This window comes from Catellatospora tritici, assembly GCF_019083965.1.
Lineage (GTDB): Bacteria > Actinomycetota > Actinomycetes > Mycobacteriales > Micromonosporaceae > Catellatospora > Catellatospora tritici.
Genome location: NZ_JAHRCY010000015.1, coordinates 71,374 through 87,746, shown reverse-complemented (window position 1 = coordinate 87,746; position 16,373 = coordinate 71,374). Strand labels below are relative to the sequence as shown.

Annotated in this window: 17 protein-coding genes and 2 riboswitches; of the genes, 10 read left to right on the top strand and 7 right to left on the bottom strand. The window is 70.8% G+C overall.

Features of this window, described 5'->3' with window-relative positions; translation table 11 throughout:
• Positions 1–73: 73 nt before the first annotated feature.
• From KUA19_RS29005 to KUA19_RS28995, 3 genes are all read left to right on the top strand, one after another.
• Positions 74–532, top strand: a complete 459-nt coding sequence (locus tag KUA19_RS29005; protein WP_217400888.1) for a rhodanese-like domain-containing protein — start codon at positions 74–76, stop codon at positions 530–532.
• Between the two features lie 329 nt (positions 533–861).
• Positions 862–1,074: riboswitch (cobalamin riboswitch) on the top strand.
• Between the two features lie 146 nt (positions 1,075–1,220).
• Positions 1,221–3,722: a ribonucleoside-diphosphate reductase subunit alpha gene (locus KUA19_RS29000; protein ID WP_372451868.1), complete on the top strand. Its 2,502-nt coding sequence runs from the start codon at positions 1,221–1,223 to the stop codon at positions 3,720–3,722.
• Positions 3,713–4,729 carry a ribonucleotide-diphosphate reductase subunit beta gene (locus KUA19_RS28995; RefSeq protein ID WP_217400886.1) on the top strand — a complete coding sequence of 339 codons (1,017 nt, stop codon included), beginning with the start codon at positions 3,713–3,715 and terminating at the stop codon, positions 4,727–4,729. Before KUA19_RS29000 ends, KUA19_RS28995 begins: the two co-directional genes overlap by 10 nt.
• A gap of 3 nt (positions 4,730–4,732) precedes the next feature.
• On the opposite strand, the gene KUA19_RS28990 is transcribed toward KUA19_RS28995, so the two are convergent.
• Both KUA19_RS28990 and KUA19_RS28985 read right to left on the bottom strand, forming a co-directional pair.
• Positions 4,733–5,458, bottom strand: coding sequence for an HD domain-containing protein (locus KUA19_RS28990; protein WP_254550261.1), 726 nt, complete (start codon positions 5,456–5,458; stop codon positions 4,733–4,735).
• Between the two features lie 63 nt (positions 5,459–5,521).
• Complete coding sequence (locus tag KUA19_RS28985) at positions 5,522–6,361, bottom strand: MHYT domain-containing protein (RefSeq protein ID WP_217400884.1); 840 nt, start codon at positions 6,359–6,361, stop codon at positions 5,522–5,524.
• A 248-nt stretch (positions 6,362–6,609) separates the two neighbouring features.
• Between KUA19_RS28985 and KUA19_RS28980 the strand changes: the two genes are divergently transcribed.
• The gene (locus KUA19_RS28980; protein WP_217400882.1) at positions 6,610–7,260 is read left to right on the top strand and encodes a dTMP kinase; all 651 of its coding nucleotides are present in this window, start codon (positions 6,610–6,612) and stop codon (positions 7,258–7,260) included.
• Between the two features lie 294 nt (positions 7,261–7,554).
• On the top strand, positions 7,555–8,487 hold the full coding sequence (locus KUA19_RS28975; protein ID WP_217401086.1) for a sigma-70 family RNA polymerase sigma factor: 933 nt from the start codon (positions 7,555–7,557) through the stop codon (positions 8,485–8,487).
• Positions 8,488–8,594: 107 nt separating this feature from the next.
• Here KUA19_RS28975 and KUA19_RS28970 read toward each other — a convergent pair whose 3' ends face one another.
• Positions 8,595–9,572, bottom strand: a complete 978-nt coding sequence (locus KUA19_RS28970; RefSeq protein ID WP_254550260.1) for a C40 family peptidase — start codon at positions 9,570–9,572, stop codon at positions 8,595–8,597.
• A 9-nt stretch (positions 9,573–9,581) separates the two neighbouring features.
• Positions 9,582–9,726, bottom strand: a riboswitch (cyclic di-AMP (ydaO/yuaA leader).
• Positions 9,727–10,196: 470 nt separating this feature from the next.
• On the opposite strand from KUA19_RS28970, the gene KUA19_RS28965 reads away from it, so the two are divergent.
• On the top strand, positions 10,197–10,727 hold the full coding sequence (locus KUA19_RS28965; protein WP_217400880.1) for a DUF6232 family protein: 531 nt from the start codon (positions 10,197–10,199) through the stop codon (positions 10,725–10,727).
• A 13-nt stretch (positions 10,728–10,740) separates the two neighbouring features.
• On the opposite strand, the gene KUA19_RS28960 is transcribed toward KUA19_RS28965, so the two are convergent.
• On the bottom strand, positions 10,741–11,475 hold the full coding sequence (locus tag KUA19_RS28960; protein WP_217400878.1) for a PIG-L deacetylase family protein: 735 nt from the start codon (positions 11,473–11,475) through the stop codon (positions 10,741–10,743).
• A 31-nt stretch (positions 11,476–11,506) separates the two neighbouring features.
• Entirely contained in the window at positions 11,507–12,379 is an 873-nt protein-coding gene (locus KUA19_RS28955; protein ID WP_217400876.1) for a helix-turn-helix domain-containing protein, read from the bottom strand.
• A gap of 248 nt (positions 12,380–12,627) precedes the next feature.
• Between KUA19_RS28955 and KUA19_RS28950 the strand changes: the two genes are divergently transcribed.
• A complete protein-coding gene (locus KUA19_RS28950) occupies positions 12,628–12,822 on the top strand; it encodes a DUF397 domain-containing protein (RefSeq protein ID WP_217400874.1) in 195 nt (64 codons plus the stop codon).
• A gap of 139 nt (positions 12,823–12,961) precedes the next feature.
• Here the strand turns inward: KUA19_RS28950 and KUA19_RS28945 are convergent, their stop codons facing one another.
• Positions 12,962–13,678 (bottom strand): serine/threonine-protein kinase, encoded by a 717-nt coding sequence (locus KUA19_RS28945; RefSeq protein WP_217400872.1) that lies wholly within the window; start codon positions 13,676–13,678, stop codon positions 12,962–12,964.
• Between the two features lie 107 nt (positions 13,679–13,785).
• On the bottom strand, positions 13,786–14,370 hold the full coding sequence (locus tag KUA19_RS44685; RefSeq protein ID WP_217400870.1) for a thermonuclease family protein: 585 nt from the start codon (positions 14,368–14,370) through the stop codon (positions 13,786–13,788).
• Positions 14,371–14,465: 95 nt separating this feature from the next.
• Between KUA19_RS44685 and KUA19_RS28935 the strand changes: the two genes are divergently transcribed.
• From KUA19_RS28935 to KUA19_RS28925, 3 genes are read left to right on the top strand one after another with little or no spacing between them, the layout of a single operon-like run.
• Positions 14,466–14,879, top strand: coding sequence for an organic hydroperoxide resistance protein (locus KUA19_RS28935; protein WP_217400868.1), 414 nt, complete (start codon positions 14,466–14,468; stop codon positions 14,877–14,879).
• Between the two features lie 4 nt (positions 14,880–14,883).
• Positions 14,884–15,351, top strand: a complete 468-nt coding sequence (locus KUA19_RS28930; RefSeq protein ID WP_217400866.1) for a MarR family winged helix-turn-helix transcriptional regulator — start codon at positions 14,884–14,886, stop codon at positions 15,349–15,351.
• Positions 15,348–16,355, top strand: coding sequence for an NADP-dependent oxidoreductase (locus KUA19_RS28925; protein ID WP_217400864.1), 1,008 nt, complete (start codon positions 15,348–15,350; stop codon positions 16,353–16,355). Before KUA19_RS28930 ends, KUA19_RS28925 begins: the two co-directional genes overlap by 4 nt.
• The last annotated feature ends 18 nt before the right edge of the window (positions 16,356–16,373 follow it).

Here is a 16,373-nt window from a genome sequence, read left to right as displayed (position 1 = left end):
GCCCGCAGGATGGTCCTTGTCCACCGGACCGCCGACCACCGACCACCGACCATCGACCACCAGGAGAAACGCCATGTCCGCCGTCCTGTCCACGCCGCCCGCCAACCCTGACGCGGCGCTCGCCCACTTCGCCGCCAAGCTCGCCTGCGAGACCGACGTCTCCGACGTGCGCGCCGACCTGGAGTCAGGCGTGCGGGGCGTGGTCGTGGTCGACACCCGCTCCCGGGAAGCGTGGGAGCAGGGTCACATCCCCGGCGCGGTGCACCTGCCGACCGCCGAGATCGCGGCCCGTGCCGCCGAGCTGATCGGCCCTGACCAGGTCGTCGTCACCTACTGCTGGGGTCCGGGCTGCAACGGCTCGACCCGGGCCGCGCTGGCCTTCGCCCGCCTCGGCCACCCGGTCAAGGAGATGATCGGCGGCTATGAGTACTGGGTCCGCGAGGGCTTCCCGACCCAGACCCCGCTCGGCCTCCGGTACAACTCCGTGGACCCGCTGACCGCCCCCGCCAGCGGCGCCGCCTGCGCCTGCTGATCTGCCACTCAACAGCCCGAGCGCGGCTCAAATATGGTTCGCCCGCTACCGCGGCCGCTCGGTGGCATCCTGCGCTTCGCTACGGATGCCACCGAGCGGCCGCTCACGCAGGCTCACGGCGTTCACGTATTGATGCCACCGGTTGTGGTCCATCGACGACACGCCGTGCTTGATGTGGGGTCGCTTTCGCCGCCCACCCACTAGATGTAGTGTGAGGGCATCGCTGGTCCACCCCTTCGGCACCGCGACGGTCGCTCTACGCGATCGCCGCAGGCCGGGTCGGGTGGGGCCGCGCGGCAGCCATCCTCGCGACGGTCCGGCCTGTGCCGGGCCTCCGCGAGGCTGCCGTGACAACAGGGAACCCGGTGTGACTCCGGGACTGCCCCGCAGCGGTGAGTGGGAACGAACCCGCCCCGCGAGGACGCGACCTCGTGGAGCAGCACTGGACCGTACGGTCCGGGAAGCGGCGGGTAAGGGGGTCGACCAGACGCGGCACGCGAAGCCGCGTCGACCGGCCGTGCCCACGAGTCCGAAGACCTGCCAGCGTGCGCGTGCGGACCTGACCCGTGCGCGTCGTACACACCGGGCCGCGCGGGACGGTCCACGGTGGACCGCGCGTGCCCACAGGTTGGGCTTCGCCGCGCTCCGGCGTGCCGTTCCCCGCTTGAGACGAGGGGTAGCGCACGCGTTGACCAGCACGATTCTGGCCGGTACACCCACTGCGGGTAAGCAGACCGGCACGACCTGGGAAGCCGCACCGGCGGACAGACTCGCACAGCAGCTCGAGGCGGCGGCCGAGGGCCTGCCCGACCTCGACCCCGACACGGTGCTCGCGCCCGTGGTGGCGGGGGTGTGGCCCGGCGCCACCGAAGCCGACCTGCGGCTGCGCGCCATCGAGACCGCCGCGGCGCTGGTGGTGCGGGAGCCTTCGTACAGCAGACTCGCCGCGCGCCTGCTCGCCGTGCACATCGTCGACGAGGCCGCGACCCAGGGCGTACGCGACTTCGCCGACTCTGTGCGGGCCGGCCACGAGGCGGGCCTGCTCGCCGACGACCTGGCCGCGTTCGTGGCCGTCAACTCCGCCGAGCTGGCCGAACTCGTCGACCCGACCGCCGACGACCGCTTCGAGTACTTCGGCCTGCGCACCGTCTACGACCGCTACCTGCTACGCCACCCGGTGACCCGGCGCGTGCTGGAGACGCCGCAGCACTTCCTGCTGCGGGTGGCGTGCGGGCTGATGGGCGAGGTCGGCAGCGCGAGCACCGCCGGGCTGCGCCTGCCCGGCAGCGTCGCCGAGGTCGCCCGGCTGTACGCCATCCTCAGCCGCCTGGCCTACCTGCCCAGTTCGCCGACGCTGTTCAACGCCGGTGCCCGCCGCCCGCAGCTGAGCAGCTGTTTCCTGCTCGACTCGCCCCGCGACGAGCTCGAGTCGATCTACGAGCGGTACGGCCAGATCGCCCGGCTGTCCAAGTACGCCGGGGGCATCGGGGTGGCCTGGTCGCGCATCCGCTCCCGGGGCTCGCTGATCCGGGGCACCAACGGCCTGTCCAACGGCATCGTGCCGTGGCTGCGCACCCTGGACGCCAGCGTCGCCGCGGTCAACCAGGGCGGCCGCCGCAAGGGCGCGGCCTGCGTCTACCTGGAGACCTGGCACGCCGACCTGGACGACTTCCTACAGCTGCGCGACTCGACCGGCGACGAGAGCCGTCGCACCCACAACCTGCACCTGGCCAACTGGGTGCCCGACGAGTTCATGCGCCGGGTCGAGGCCGACGCGAGCTGGTCGCTGTTCGACCCCAAGGACGTGCCGCAGCTGGTCGACCTGTGGGGCGAGCAGTTCGACGCGGCGTACCGGGCCGCCGAGGCGGCCGGGCTGGCCGTGCGTACGCTGCCCGCCCGTGAGCTGTACGGCCGGATGATGCGCACCCTGGCTCAGACCGGCAACGGCTGGATGACGTTCAAGGACGCCGCCAACCGCACCTGCAACCAGACCGCGGTGCCCGGCAACACGGTGCACCTGTCCAACCTGTGCACCGAGATCCTCGAGGTGACCAGCGACGGCGAGACCGCGGTCTGCAACCTGGGCTCGATCAACCTGGCCGCCCACTGCGGCCCCGACGGCGTCGACTGGGCCGGGCTGCGCGACACGGTCACCGTCGCCGTGCGGGTGCTGGACCGGACCATCGACCTGTCCTACTACCCGACCGGCGAGGCGGCCGGGGCCAACAGCCGCTGGCGGCCGATCGGCCTGGGCGTGATGGGGCTGGCCGACGTCTTCTCCACGCTCGGCCTGGACTTCGACTCGCCCGAGGCGCTGGCCCTGTCCACCCGCATCGCCGAGGAGATCGCGCTCGCGGCGTACGACACCAGCGCCGACCTGGCCGTGCGCCTCGGCGCGCACCCGTCCTACGCCGACACCCGGGCCGCACGCGGCGTGCTGCACCCCGACCACTGGGCCGACGCGGCGCACACCCGCCCGGAGGCCTGGGCGGCGCTGCGCGAGAAGGTCGCCCGCACCGGGCTGCGCAACTCGCTGCTCGTCGCGATCGCGCCGACCGCCACCATCGCCTCGATCGCGGGCTGCGCCGAGTGCATCGAGCCGCCGGTGGCCAACGTGTTCAAGCGCGAAACCCTGTCCGGCGAGTTCCTGCAGGTCAACCGCTACCTGGTGGACGAGCTGAAGGCGCGGGGCCTGTGGACCGAGGCGTTGCGCGAGCGGATCCTGTCGGCCGAGGGCTCCGTCGCCGACATCCAGGAGATCCCGGCCGAGTTGCGTTCCCGCTTCCGCACCGCCTGGGAGCTGCCGCAACGCGCCCTGATCGACCTGGCCGCGGCCCGTGCCCCGTACATCGACCAGTCGCAGTCGCTGAACCTGTTCATGGCCGCCCCCCAGATCGGCAAACTCTCCTCGATGTATGCCTACGCCTGGCGTCGCGGCCTGAAGACCACCTACTACCTCCGCTCCCGCCCCGCCACCTCCATCGCCAAAACCACCGGCGCAAGGAAGGGCCCCCTCTTATCGGAATCCGTTGTAGAAGGGCCCCTTCTTGACGGCGGCGCAGGCGGCGCAGGCGGTGGTGGTGGCGCGGCGGCGGCGGCGAGCGTCGCGCCCGCGCAGCCGCTGCGGGCGGCGAAAGGGCTGATCGAGTTCAACCTGGAGAACCCGGAGATCTGCGAGGCATGCCAGTGACCGACAAGAAGATGCTGCTCGACCCGGGCCTGGACCTGACCCTGCGGCCGATGCGCTACCCCGACTTCTACGAGCGCTACCGCGCCGCCATCCGCAACACCTGGACCGTCGAGGAGGTCGACCTGTCGGCCGACCTGCCCGACCTGGCCGGGCTCAGCGACGGCGAGCGGCACCTGGTCAACCGGCTGGTCGCGTTCTTCGCCACGGGCGACACCATCGTCGCCAACAACCTGGTGCTGAACCTGTACCGCCACATCAACGCCCCGGAGGCCCGGCTCTACCTGAGCCGTCAGCTGTTCGAGGAGGCGGTGCACGTCCAGTTCTATCTGACCCTGCTGGACACGTACCTGCCCGACGACGCGGAGCGGGCCAAGGCGTTCGACGCGGTGGAGAACATCCCGTCGATCGCCCGCAAGGCCCGGTTCTGCTTCGAGTGGATCGACTCGGTCTTCGACCTTCCGGCGCTGACCACCGTCGACGAGCGACGCCGCTTCCTACTCAACCTGATCTGCTTCGCCGCCTGCATCGAGGGCCTGTTCTTCTACGGCGCCTTCGCGTACGTGTACTGGCTGCGCTCGCGCGGCCTGCTCGACGGCCTGGCCGCGGGCACCAACTGGGTGTTCCGCGACGAGTCCATGCACATGGACTTCGCCTTCGCCGTCGTCGACACGGTCCGGGCCGAGGAGCCCGAACTGTTCGACGAGCAGCTGGGCAAGGCGGTCACCCGGATGATGGAGGACGCGGTAGAGGCGGAGCTGGCGTTCGCCGAGGACCTGTGCGGGGCCGGGCTGCCGGGGATGACGCAGGCGGACATGCGGGAATACCTGCAGTACGTCGCCGACCAGCGGCTGGCCCGGTTGGGGTTGCCCGCCCGGTTCGGCTCGGGCAACCCGTTCCCGTTCATGGCCCTGCAGGACGTGCAGGAGCTGGCGAACTTCTTCGAACGCCGGGTCACCGCGTATCAGGTCGCCGTCGGCGGCAGCGTGAGCCTGGACGAGGACTTCTAGCCCTCACTCACCCAAGATCGCTCTGAAGCGCTGCTCGGCGAGGTCGAACTGACGGAAGATGTGCGTCTTGACCTCGCCGGGCAGCGGCGTGTCCGGCCGGGACACGAGCTCCCGCAGCAGCGGCACCAGCGGCGTGTACTTCACCGCAGCCCGCATCACCTTCGGCCCCGTGGTGTGCACGATGCCCACGCCGTTGTCGGTGAAGTCGGACACCTTGATCACCCGCGCCCACGGCTCGGCGTCCAGCGACTCGACCACATGCTCGAGGTACTGCTCGTCGTGGTCGCGGTCGGGCGTGTAGACCGGGTTGGTGACCGCGTCGACCAGCCGGGCCACCCGGGCGCCGTAGCGCCGCTCGACCTCGGCCAGGGCGGCGTCGTGCGGCGCCGGACCCTCCTTGTCCGGCATGCCCGCCAGCCGCCATGGCTGGTCCTCGACCGCGTCGTGCAGCAGGGCCGCGACCAGCACGTCCCGCTCGGTGACGTGGTAGTAGCACATGATCCGGATGGCGACCCGCAGCACGTGGTTCAGGTACGGCTCGCGCACCCGGCGCTGCCCCTCGTGCAGCCGGGCGGTCAGCTCCATCGCGTCGGTCAGCACCGCCTGGTCGTCCTCGGGCAGCCGGTGTATCTCCAGGGCGAACCGGTCCCGCAGGCCCTGCTCGCCCAGCACCTCGGTGATCGCGTGCAATGGCATGGTCAACAGGTACGCGGGTGTGGTGGCCTCCATGCCGGTGTTTATATCCGATCAACGCGTTGCGCGCTGTGCCTCTTTTGTGGACTGTGGACAACCTCAGCGGCCGACTCGGGCGGCGCGGGGGACGGCGGCGTGGCCGGTGACGCGCTGGGTCGGGACGACGGCCGACAGCGGCATCCGGTGGCGGGGGCGGCTGGGCTCACCCTCGAACTCCTCCTGGGTCATCGCCTGCAGGGCACTGAACAGCGTCGTGATCAGGCCGAGGGCGGCCAGCAGGACGATCGGCACGATCAGCACGAACGGGCTGATCCCGGCCACCCGGCCGTCGCCGCCGAGCTGCACCCGTACCGCCGCCATCGCGGTGTAGTGCATGCCGCACACCGCCACCGCCATGACCACCGCGGCGCCGGAGATGGCCGACAGCTTGCGCACGGTGACCGCGAACCACAGTGCCACCGTGGCGGCGGTGACTGCGATCGCCACGGACGCGCCGACCAGGCCCGGGTCGTACGCGATGGTCCCGGCCACGCGCATGGCGGCCATGCCGGTGTAGTGCATCGCGACGACGCCCAGGCCGGTGAAACCGCCCCCGGTGACGATCCGCACCGCGGAGATGTCGCCCTGCGCCGCGATGAACAGGCCCACGCCGACCGTGAGCACGGCCAGCACCAGGCTGATGAAGGTGATCACCGGGTCGAAGCGCACCGGGCTGTGCGGCACGTCGAAGCCGATGATGGCCATGAAGTGCATCAGCCAGATGCCGGTCCCGCCGATGGCCAGCGAGGCCAGCAGCAGCCAGCGGGCCCGCCGTCCGGCAGTGCGCGCGTGCCGGGCGCGCGCGGTGCAGACCAGGCCCAGCAGCGAGCCGAGGAACGCGAGCACGAACGCGGCGATCGGATTGAAATAGCCGTACGCGAAATGATGCACTTCACTCATTGCGGCGCCTCCGATGATGGGGTCGCACCATTCCCACACGCCGCAAGCCCCCCAGGTCGCACAGCGTGTGCGCAATTGCACTCTGGATCATTGGACGTTCGTGCACTTTCGGGGAAACTGCACGAATCGAGTCCAAGATTCGTGCAGTTTCCCCGAAACTGCCGCATGACCGTCGCGCGCGACGCGAGGGCGCGCGAGAGTGCGTGAGGGCGGCGGGGGTGGTGGCGGGGGGTGGGTAGCGTCGGGGCGTGGCAGGGCATGGGGCGTGGGTGGTCGCGCTGGTCGGGATCGACGGGTCGGGCAAGACGACCCAGGCGATCCGGCTGGCGGCGGCGCTGTGCGCGGCCGGGCTGCCCGCGCGGTACGGCCGCAACGCCGGTGGCCGCAGGTTCCTCGGCCGGGTGGCGCAGCGCCTCGGCGGCCGGGACGCGGCGACCATGCTCGGGCGCCCCGGCCTGCTGCTGATCGAGTCGATGCTGCGCTGGTTGGCCATCGCCCGCTCGCTGCTGGCGGCCCGGATCACCGGCCGAGTGGCGGTGATGGACCGTTACACCCCCTGCCAGCTGGTCAGCCTACGAGTGCACGGCGGCGGCGCCCGCCTGGAGCGTGCGGTGCGCGCGATGTACTCGGTCTTCCCCGCCCCGGACCGGTTGATCTTCCTGGACGTGGGTCCGTCCCAGGCCTACGACCGGATCGAAGAGCGCGCCAGTGATCACGAGGACATGTCATACCTGAACGCGACATACAGTGCTTACAAGGACATAGCATCGACTGCGGTGCCGGTCTCCGGCGCCGGTGATCCCGACGACGTCGCCGCCGCGATCTGGTCCGCCGCCTGGCCCGCGCTGCGCACCGCCCGCCAGGGGATCGGCGGACGAGGGATCCCGGACGAGGGATAAAGCGTCATAGCGCGGGTACTTGGATCTCACCAAGAGATGGCGATGCGGCTCACAGCGTTCTAGTGACGCAGGTCGCTGTGCTCGGACGGAGCCCGTGGTCCCATAAATAGGGCATTGCGGACCTATCCCAACCGGGACACAGCAGGTCGACATGCCTGTATCAGGGAGTTCACAGCTTTTCGTGACACTTTCGATGGGCAACGCGGAATCATCTCCGGGCGTCATCTGTTGTGAAGGTGTCAGCACCGCTAGGCCCTGCGGCGATTACGGGGGAGGACCCGAGACGTGGAGAACATGACCATGCTGCGCACCGACCAGGTGGCTGAGGAGCGCGACCTCGTCGGCGTGTACCTGCACGAGATCTCGCGTACGCCCCTGCTGGACGCGGCGGCAGAGGTCGACCTCTCGAAGGCGATCGAGGCCGGCCTGTACGCCGAGCACCTCCTCGAGGGCGAGAAGCTCAAGCGCGGCCTCAAGCGCGAAGAGCTGGAGAAGCTGGTTTCCGAGGGCGAGCGGGCCAAGGACCTGTTCATCCGCGCCAACCTGCGCCTGGTGGTGTCGATCGCCCGCCGTTACGTCCGCTCGGGCATGCCGATGCTCGACCTGATCCAGGAGGGCAACACCGGCCTGGTGCGCGCGGTCGAGAAGTTCGACTACGTGAAGGGCTACAAGTTCTCCACCTACGCCACCTGGTGGATCCGGCAGGCGATCAGCCGCGCCATCGCCCAGCAGGAGCGGACCGTGCGACTGCCCGTCCACCTGGTCGAGGACGTCAACCGGATGCGCAACGTCGCCCGCCAGCTCACCCGTGAGCTGGGCAGCGAGCCCGAGCCGCAGCAGATCGCCGAGGCCCTGGGCGTGACCGTCGAGCGGGTGACCGAGCTGATCCGCTGGTCGCAGGACACCGTCTCGCTGGACACTCCGGTGGGCGACGACGGCGACACCAACCTCGGCGACCTCGTCGCCGACCGAGACTCGCCCAGCCCCGAGGAGATCGTGCTGTCGGCGCTGGAGCGCCAGCGCATCGAGGGCCTGCTCAACCACCTCGACGACCGTTCGGCGGGCATCATGCGCGCCCGCTACGGCCTCGAGGACGGGCGGGAGCACTCGCTGACCGAGGTGGCCTCGCGCTTCTCGCTCTCGCGGGAGCGCATCCGCCAGCTGGAGATCCAGGCGCTGGGGCGGCTCCGGGAGCTTGCTCGGGCTGAGGGGCTGCAGGCTGTTTGAGGTTCGCTGGAAAGGCCCCGCCCGTTTGGGCGGGGCCTTTCTGCACGAGTAAGGAAGGGCCCCTTCTTATCGCTTCGCGTAGCAGAAGGGGCCCTTCTCAACTCGCGTCACGTGCGGACGCGGCCGAAGCCGTACGGCGTCATCATGTCGACGCTGGAGATCTTCACGACCTCGCCGAACGTCGGCGCGTGGATCACCTTGCCGTTGCCGACGAAGATCGCCACGTGCCCGAGCCCGGAGTAGAAGACGAGGTCACCGGGGGCGAGCTGGGATCGTTTGATGTGGGTCACCTCGTTCCACTGGGTCGCGGCCTGGTGGTAGAGGCTCACTCCCGCGGCGCGCCAGGCGGCCAGGGTCAGTCCGGAGCAGTCGTAGCCGTTGGGCCCGTCCGCGGCCCAGACGTACGGCTTGCCCAGCGCCTTGTACGCGAACGCCACGGCCACCCCGGCCTTGCCGGACACGTTCGGCACCGAGCCGGTGTAGCTCGAACCGCGCTCGTCGGACAGCCCCGCCTGGCGGCGCAGCTGCTCCAACTTCTTCAGCTCGGCCTCGATGCCCCGGCGCTGCGTGGCGATCGCGGCGGCCCGCGCGGTCAGGTCCTTGACCTGCTGGTCGAGCTCACCCTTGGTGTGGAACTGGTCGGCGGCGGCCGCGTGGGCCGCGGTGACCTGCTCCTGCTGGTCGGTGGCGAGCTGGTCGAGGGTCTTCAGCCGGGCCAGGGTGGCGTCCTGGCCGCCGCCGGCGAGCAGCGCGTTCCAGGTGTCCAGGCGGCCGGTCTGGTAGGCGGTGACGGCGATCGCGGCGACGTTGCGGTGGGCGGCGTCGGCGCGCTGCTGCAGCGGACCGAGGTCCCGCTCGAGCACGGCGACCCGGCTGCGGGTCGTCTTCAGCTGGCTGTCGAGTTTGTTGTACGCCTCGACGACGCGTTCGAGCTGCGTCGACTTGGCCGAGATCTGCTTGCGCAGGTCGGCGGCGCTGGGTTGGGCATGGGCGGGGGTGCCCGTGGCGGCCAGCCCGATCAGGGCGGCGGCAGGGGCCAGGAGGCGGACGGCGATGCGCCACCCCCTGCCGTGATGCGATGGCAAGGTGCTGTCGGCCCTTCTCCGCAGCCGCCTACCGGGTTAGCTGACGGGTTCGGGCGAAGGGCGCCCTACTGCAGTCACTATGAGTGACTGCCGATTCACCCCAAAACAAACCTGGGTCCCCGGCTCGCGGCGCCCGCTCGGGAGAGGTCCCGGGGCGCGTTGCGACTCGGCGGCGCTGGTCCGGTGCCGCCCGGGGGTGAGCGGCTGGGAACCGGCCCAGTGCTGGCCACGGTAGCCGCGCGCGCGGCATGACCCAAGTGCTCGCTGACCGAAGTGCCCGATCTGGACCTGTTATGCGGAGAAAGTTACGTCACTTTGGGTGATGGAACTCGACCTCAGCTGGAGGCAGGCTGAGTGAGTGCTGTCTGCCGGGAACGTGCCAATCTGCCACCTGGCTGATCGACATACTTCCCTCGCCGGCGGCTCAGGCACACACTGAGGTCACGGTTCGGCCACACGCGCGGTCGGAAAACTGTCACGTGCGGGCGTACGCCAACAGGTTAAGAAGGGCCCTTCCGCTACGGAAAGCGAGCTGAGTCGCTGCTCGTCTGGCTGACGCCAGCCGACGAAGGTGCCCTTCCTTACCTCTCGATCACATTGGCCACGAGACGTTGGGAGAGCCCGATGAAGGCCACCCGCCCGCCGGACCGTCCCTCGGAGACGCCGATCCTGACGTTCCGCCCCGGACTGCAGATCACGACCACCTGCCTGCAGGTCGGCAGCCAGCACTTCGCGCTGTCCCGGCTGAGCGGCGTACACAGCAGGCAGACCGGTCACGATCCGCTGACCCGCCGCTGCGCCGGGATGCTGGCCGGCGGGGTGGTGCTCACCGGGCTGTTCGCCCCCGTGATGCGCCCCGCCGGGATCGTCGCCGCCGTCGCGGTGCTGTGCGGGCTGGCCGTGCTCACCGTGGTCAGTTCCCGGCGCCGCCCGCGGCGGATGGAACTGTGGGCCGACTACCGGGGCACGCCGACCCAGCTGCTGGTCAGTGAGGACGTATGGCTGCTCGGCGGGGTCGAGCGATACCTGCGTCGGGCGCTGGAGAATCCGTCCCGCCTGCCGCGGCGGGCGGCCGAACCGCCCGCCACCAGCGGCGTGCCGCATCCGTCGCGGATGCACCCCGGCCGGATGAGTCCCGTCCCGGCCGGGCGCTGAGCACCGCGCGCCGTCACTCGGTGCGGATGATGGTGAACGCCTCGCAGAGGCGGCCGGGCAGGCCGTGGGCGGCGGCGAGGGCGCCGAGGCGTTCGCGCAGCATGCCGTCCAGGTCCGGCAGGTGCGACGTCTGCGAGGCGTGCGCGCGCAGCGCGGCCAGTTTACGGTCGAAGACGTCGGTCACGTCGACGGCATGGTCGGGGTCCGGGCCGCCGGAGTACCAGATCTCGCGGACCGTCCAGGCCTCCAGCCCGGCGGCCGCCAGCTCCGGGTGCGCGAACGGGTTGCGGGCGTCGGGGTAGACCGCGCAGGTCACCGCCTCGCCCGCGGCCAGGTGGTCGGGGTGGCTCGGCCCGGCGATGCGGTCCCAGCGGCGCAGCGGCGAGCTGGTCAGGATGCGGTCGGGCCGGTGGCGGCGGATCGCGGCGACCAGGTCCCGGCGCAGCTCCAGCGACGGGGTGACCGAGCCGTCGCGATACCCCTCCAGGAACTCCACCGTCTTGACCCCGACGGCGGCCGCGGCGGCCCGCTGCTCGGCCTCGCGCAGCACCGGCATCTCGTGGCGCGGCGTGTCGTCGAAGCCGCCCGCGTCACCGCGGGTCACCAGCAGGTACGACACCTCGATGCCCGCGTCGACCCAGGCCGCCACGGTGCCCGCCGAACCGAAGTCCACGTCGTCGGGATGGGCGAACACGCACAGGACACGGGAGACGTCGGGCAGGGGCGCGGCAGACGGCGGAAAGCTCATGAGTCCCGAGCATATGCACCGACCGGCCCGGTCAGCGAAGCTCGCCCGCGACCTGGGCGATGTAGGCCAGCGAGTCGGCCTCGCCGAGCGCGACCGCGGCGAGCCGGTCGAACGTCTCCCGGTACGGCCCCGCGTCCTCCTCGCGGTCGAGCACCTGGCCCCGGTCCACCGCCGGGACCACGCTGCTGAACTCGAGATAGACCACGTCGTGGTCGGCACCGTATGGGAACGACATCAGCACGAAGGCGGGCTCCAGCGCCTGCAGCCCGGCGCTGAACGGCAGCACCTGCAGCCGGATGTTGGCACGGGTGCCCAGGCGCACCAGGTGGTGCAGCTGCTCGCGCTGCACCGAGACCCCGCCGTTGATGCGGCGCAGCGTCGCCTCGTCGAGCACCGCGTGCACCCGCGGCGGCTCCGCCCGCTGCAGCACCCGCTCCTGGCGCCGCAGCCGGATCGACACGTAGTCGTCGCCGGCGGGCAGGGCTTCGGGCTGGCCCGCCGACACCACCGCCCGCGCGTACGCCTCCGTCTGCAGCAGCCCCGGGATGACCAGTTGCTGGTAGCAGCTGATCGCGGCGGCGCCCTCCTCCAGCCCGATGTAGTTCGCGTACTTCGGGGCCAGGTCGCCGAACTCGGCCCACCACGCCTTGGCGCGGGCGGTGCGGGCCAGCACCTCCAGCTCGGTGACCGCCGACTGCTCGCGGATGCCGTATAGCTGCAGCAGCGCGCGCATGTCGGTGATGGTCATCCGGACCGAGCCGTTCTCGATGCGGATCACCTTCGACAGCGACCACTCCAACGAGGCGGCTACCTGCTCCTGGGTCAGGTCGGACGAGTCACGGGCCGACCGCAGCGCGTGACGTAGGCGGAGCCGAGCGACGGCGGGATTGTCACGCTCGCTCACCTTGACCGTCCACCTCTCGACGCGGGCCCTGCTCGGCACGGACCTGTGGTGCGCGGCCCGCGCGGCGTGGCCTGCGACACGTGGAAAGCGCCACCACGACACGCCATGTCACGACACGCCATATGGCGATCTGCGTGCGGCTACTTGCCACTGTCCTATCACACGAGTTTACTGTGGCGCTGTGGCGCCTGCCAGTGGCGTCGCGACCCCAGCCTGTGCCTCTGTCTGACGACAATCGGGAGTTGACGATGACCCTGGTCTCCGGTGCCACGTGGCGCAAGAGCCGCCGCTGCGAGTCCGCCGCCTGCGTGGAGATCGCGGCGCTGCCCGCGGCCGTGGGCGTGCGCAACTCGACCCGCCCGCAGACCAGCGTCGTGGTGTCCACCGAGGCCTTCCGCGCCTTCATCGCCGGGGTCAAGCAGGGCGAGTTCGACCTGAACTGAACCCCCGCCGCCTGGCACCAAGATCCTCTATATTGCCGGGCAATCGGGCGTATCTTGCACCTTCATACGCCCGATTGCCCGGCAACTTGCGCGATCTTCGGGCCGGGCGGGCGGGCCGGGCGGGCGGGGCGGGGGAGGGTCAGGGGAGGGCGGCGAGGCTCCAGAGGGCGAAGGAGGCCTCGCGGGCGCTCGGGCGGCCGAGCGCGTTCTTGTCCATGCACGCGCGGCACAGTTCGGCCAGCGCGTGCGGGAGGCCCGGCACCGCCAGCACCGGCGTCGGCGCCAGGCTGCGCACCGCCGTCGCGTCGCGTGGGCTGCCCCGGTGCGGGTACGGCGACGCGCCGGTGATCATCTGGTACATCAGCGCGCCCAGGGCGTACACGTCGTCGGCGGGGCTGGCGTAGTGCGCCGGGCCCGGGTGGATCAGCTCGGCCAGTCCGAAGTCGACCACCTTCGGTCCGTTCGTGGTCAGCATGACGTTGCCCGGGGTCAGGTCGCGGTGCACCACCCCGCGCCGGTGCGCCACCGCCAGCACGTCGGCGGCCGTGCCGGCGACCCGCAGCGCGTGCGAAACCGACAGCGGGCCGCCGTCGAGCACACTGTTCAGGCTCTGCCCCTGCAGCAGCTCCAGGGCCAGGTAGCCGATGTCGCGGCCGTCCGGACCCGGCACCACGTCCACGTCGAAGATCTTCGGCACGTGGGGGTGGCGCAGCATCTGGGTCATCTCCGCCTCGTGTCGGATCAGCCGCGAGTAGCGCGGACTCACCACTTTGACCGCGAGCCTGCGGCCCGCGGCAGCGTCTACGGCCTGATAGACCGTGGACACTCCGCCGCGCGCCAGAGGCCTGGTCAGCACATATCTCCCCGCGATGGCCGTGCCGATAGGGAGCTCCACGGGCGCCGATTCTTCCGTACTGAAGGACACAAAGCCATCGCGGTAGCTTGAAATCTTCAATAATTCGCTCACGTTCCGACGCAGTTACCCCACAGTCCGTGCCGAGCCGCCCGCGCCCGCTCGACCGCGTCGTGCAGCTCGCGCTGATGGGCCAGATTCGGCGGGATGGCGAGTTCCCTCACGTCGCCGCGCTCGGCCAGGTCGGCGTTGACGAACGTGCCGTCGGCGGTCCAGGCGTAGACGAGGTAGCGGTCGTACGGGTCGCGGCGCTGGGTGTCGGGCAGGATCCACAGGGTCCGGCCCGGTGGGGCGAGCTGCTTGAGGCGGGTGTACGCGCTGTCGGCCCAGCACTGTGGGGTGCCGTCGGCGCCGTGCAGCTCGGGGGCGTCGATGCCGAGCAGGCGCAGCTGGACCTCGCCGGTGGCGTCGACGACGGGGCCGGCAGTGGCGATGACCACGATCGAATCGCCGTCCAGCGGATGGCTGACCCGAACCCGCTGGGCGCCGGGCGGGGGAGTGGGGGAGGCGGTGGCGGCGGGGGTGGGTTCGGCGTGGACGCGGGTGTACCACCACCAGCCGAGCGCGCCCAGCGTCAGCACCAGCAGCCAGAACACCGTCGCCACCAGTTCCCGTCGACGTCCGTGTAGCCGCACCTCTCGATTGTCGATGCCGAGTGGGGGGCGCGGTCGGGGAGTTGAAAGTGTCACGTTTGGTTGTGGGCAATTTAATTGGTGGCTACGTTTCTGGCATGACTTCTCTGTACACCGCAGTGGTGACCTCGTCCGGCGACGGGCGGGACGGCAAGATCCTCAGCTCCGACGGGCTGCTCGCGGCCGACCTCGCGATGCCGACGGCGCTCGGCGGAAGCGGCGCGGGCACCAACCCCGAGCAGCTGTTCGCGGCCGGGTACGCCGCCTGCTTCCACTCCGCGCTGCGGCTGGTCGCGCGGCGCGCCAAAGCCGACGTGGACGGGTCCGAGGTGACCGCGAAGGTGGACCTCAACCGGGTCGGCGCCGGGTTCGGGCTGGGCGTGACGCTGGAGATCGGCCTGCCCGGCGTGGCGCCGGAGGCGGCCCGGGAGCTGGTCGAGGCGGCGCACCAGGTCTGCCCGTACTCGAATGCGACCCGCGGCAACGTCGAGGTCGAACTCGTGCTTGTCTGAGAGCATGACGCCCGCCGAGCGCTTCGACGACTTGGACCTGCGCAAGCAGGTGTGCTTCGCGCTGTATTCGGCCAGCCGGGCGCTCACCGCGCTGTACCGGCCGGTGCTGGACCGCCTCGGCCTGACCTACCCGCAGTACCTGGTGATGCTGGTGCTGTGGGAGCGCGGCGAGGTGAGCGTGAAGGCGCTGGGCGAGGCGTTGCAGCTCGACTCGGGCACGTTGTCGCCGCTGCTGAAGCGGCTGGAGGCGGCCGGGCTGGTGGTGCGCGCGCGCAGTGCGCGCGACGAGCGCTCGGTCCTGGTCAGCCTCACCCCGTCCGGTGACGTCCTGCGTGAGCGGGCGACCGGCATCCCGCGGGCCATCGCCGAGGCGACCGGCGTGCCCGCACCACAGCTCGCGGCGTTGCGCGACACGCTGCGCGCCATCACGGAGGCGGCCCACGAGGCCGCCGACGAAAAGGAGAGATCGTGACGACAGGACGTGAGATCCAGCTGGCCTCCCGGCCCGAGGGGACGCCCACCGCGGACAACTTCCGGCTGGTGGAAGTGGAGGTGCCCGAGCCGGGCGAGGGGCAGGTGACGGTACGCAACACCGTCATGTCCGTGGACCCGTACATGCGGGGGCGGATGAACGACGTGAAGTCGTACGTGCCGCCGTTCCAGGTGGGGCAGGCGCTGGACGGCGGCGCCGTCGGCGAGGTGGTCGCGTCGAACTCGCCACTGCTGTCCGTCGGCGACCTGGTGCTGCACGGGTACGGCTGGCGTGACCTGGTCACCGGCGAGGCCAAGCGGTTCCGCAAGCTGACCGGGCCGTCCGAAGACCCGATCGCCCCGCCGAGCGCCTTCCTCGGCGTGCTCGGCATGCCGGGGCTGACCGCGTACGTCGGCCTGCTGGACATCGCCGCGATGAAGCCCGGCGACACCGTGTTCGTCTCCGGCGCGGCCGGTGCCGTGGGCAGCCTCGTCGGCCAGTTGGCCAAGCTCAAGGGCGCGGCCCGGGTGGTGGGCAGCGCGGGCAGCCCGGCCAAGGTGAAGCACCTGGTCGACGAGCTGGGCTTCGACGCCGCGTTCAACTACCGCGACGGTGACGTGGCCGGGCAGCTCAAGCAGGCCGCGCCGGACGGGATCGACGTCTACTTCGACAACGTCGGCGGCGACCACCTGACCGCGGCCATCGCCCGCGCGAAGGTGTTCGCTCGGTTCGCGCTCTGCGGCGCGATCTCGGGCTACAACGAGCCGGTGCCGGGGCCGGACAACCTGACGCTGCTGATCGGCAAGCGGATCACCATGCGCGGCTACATCGTCAGCGACCACAATGACCGGATGCCGGAGTTCCTGAGCGAGGTCGGCGCCTGGTACGCCGAGGGGAAGCTCAAAGCCGAGGAGACCGTCGTCGCCGGGCTGGAGAACGCCCCGGCCGCGTTCCTGGGCCTGATGCGCGGCGAGAACACCGGCAAGATGCTGGTAACCATCTGACCTGCGCAAACAGCTCCA

What these genes read in the sequence shown, in the direction of transcription:
- KUA19_RS29005 (WP_217400888.1), top strand. Translation starts at nt 74, where the DNA reads ATGTCCGCCGTCCTGTCCACGCCGCCCGCCAACCCTGACGCGGCGCTC.
- KUA19_RS28995 (WP_217400886.1), top strand. Translation starts at nt 3,713, where the DNA reads ATGCCAGTGACCGACAAGAAGATGCTGCTCGACCCGGGCCTGGACCTG.
- KUA19_RS28990 (WP_254550261.1), bottom strand. Translation starts at nt 5,458, where the DNA reads ATGGAGGCCACCACACCCGCGTACCTGTTGACCATGCCATTGCACGCG.
- KUA19_RS28985 (WP_217400884.1), bottom strand. Translation starts at nt 6,361, where the DNA reads ATGAGTGAAGTGCATCATTTCGCGTACGGCTATTTCAATCCGATCGCC.
- KUA19_RS28975 (WP_217401086.1), top strand. Translation starts at nt 7,555, where the DNA reads ATGACCATGCTGCGCACCGACCAGGTGGCTGAGGAGCGCGACCTCGTC.
- KUA19_RS28965 (WP_217400880.1), top strand. Translation starts at nt 10,197, where the DNA reads ATGAAGGCCACCCGCCCGCCGGACCGTCCCTCGGAGACGCCGATCCTG.
- KUA19_RS28960 (WP_217400878.1), bottom strand. Translation starts at nt 11,475, where the DNA reads ATGAGCTTTCCGCCGTCTGCCGCGCCCCTGCCCGACGTCTCCCGTGTC.
- KUA19_RS28950 (WP_217400874.1), top strand. Translation starts at nt 12,628, where the DNA reads ATGACCCTGGTCTCCGGTGCCACGTGGCGCAAGAGCCGCCGCTGCGAG.
- KUA19_RS28935 (WP_217400868.1), top strand. Translation starts at nt 14,466, where the DNA reads ATGACTTCTCTGTACACCGCAGTGGTGACCTCGTCCGGCGACGGGCGG.
- KUA19_RS28930 (WP_217400866.1), top strand. Translation starts at nt 14,884, where the DNA reads ATGACGCCCGCCGAGCGCTTCGACGACTTGGACCTGCGCAAGCAGGTG.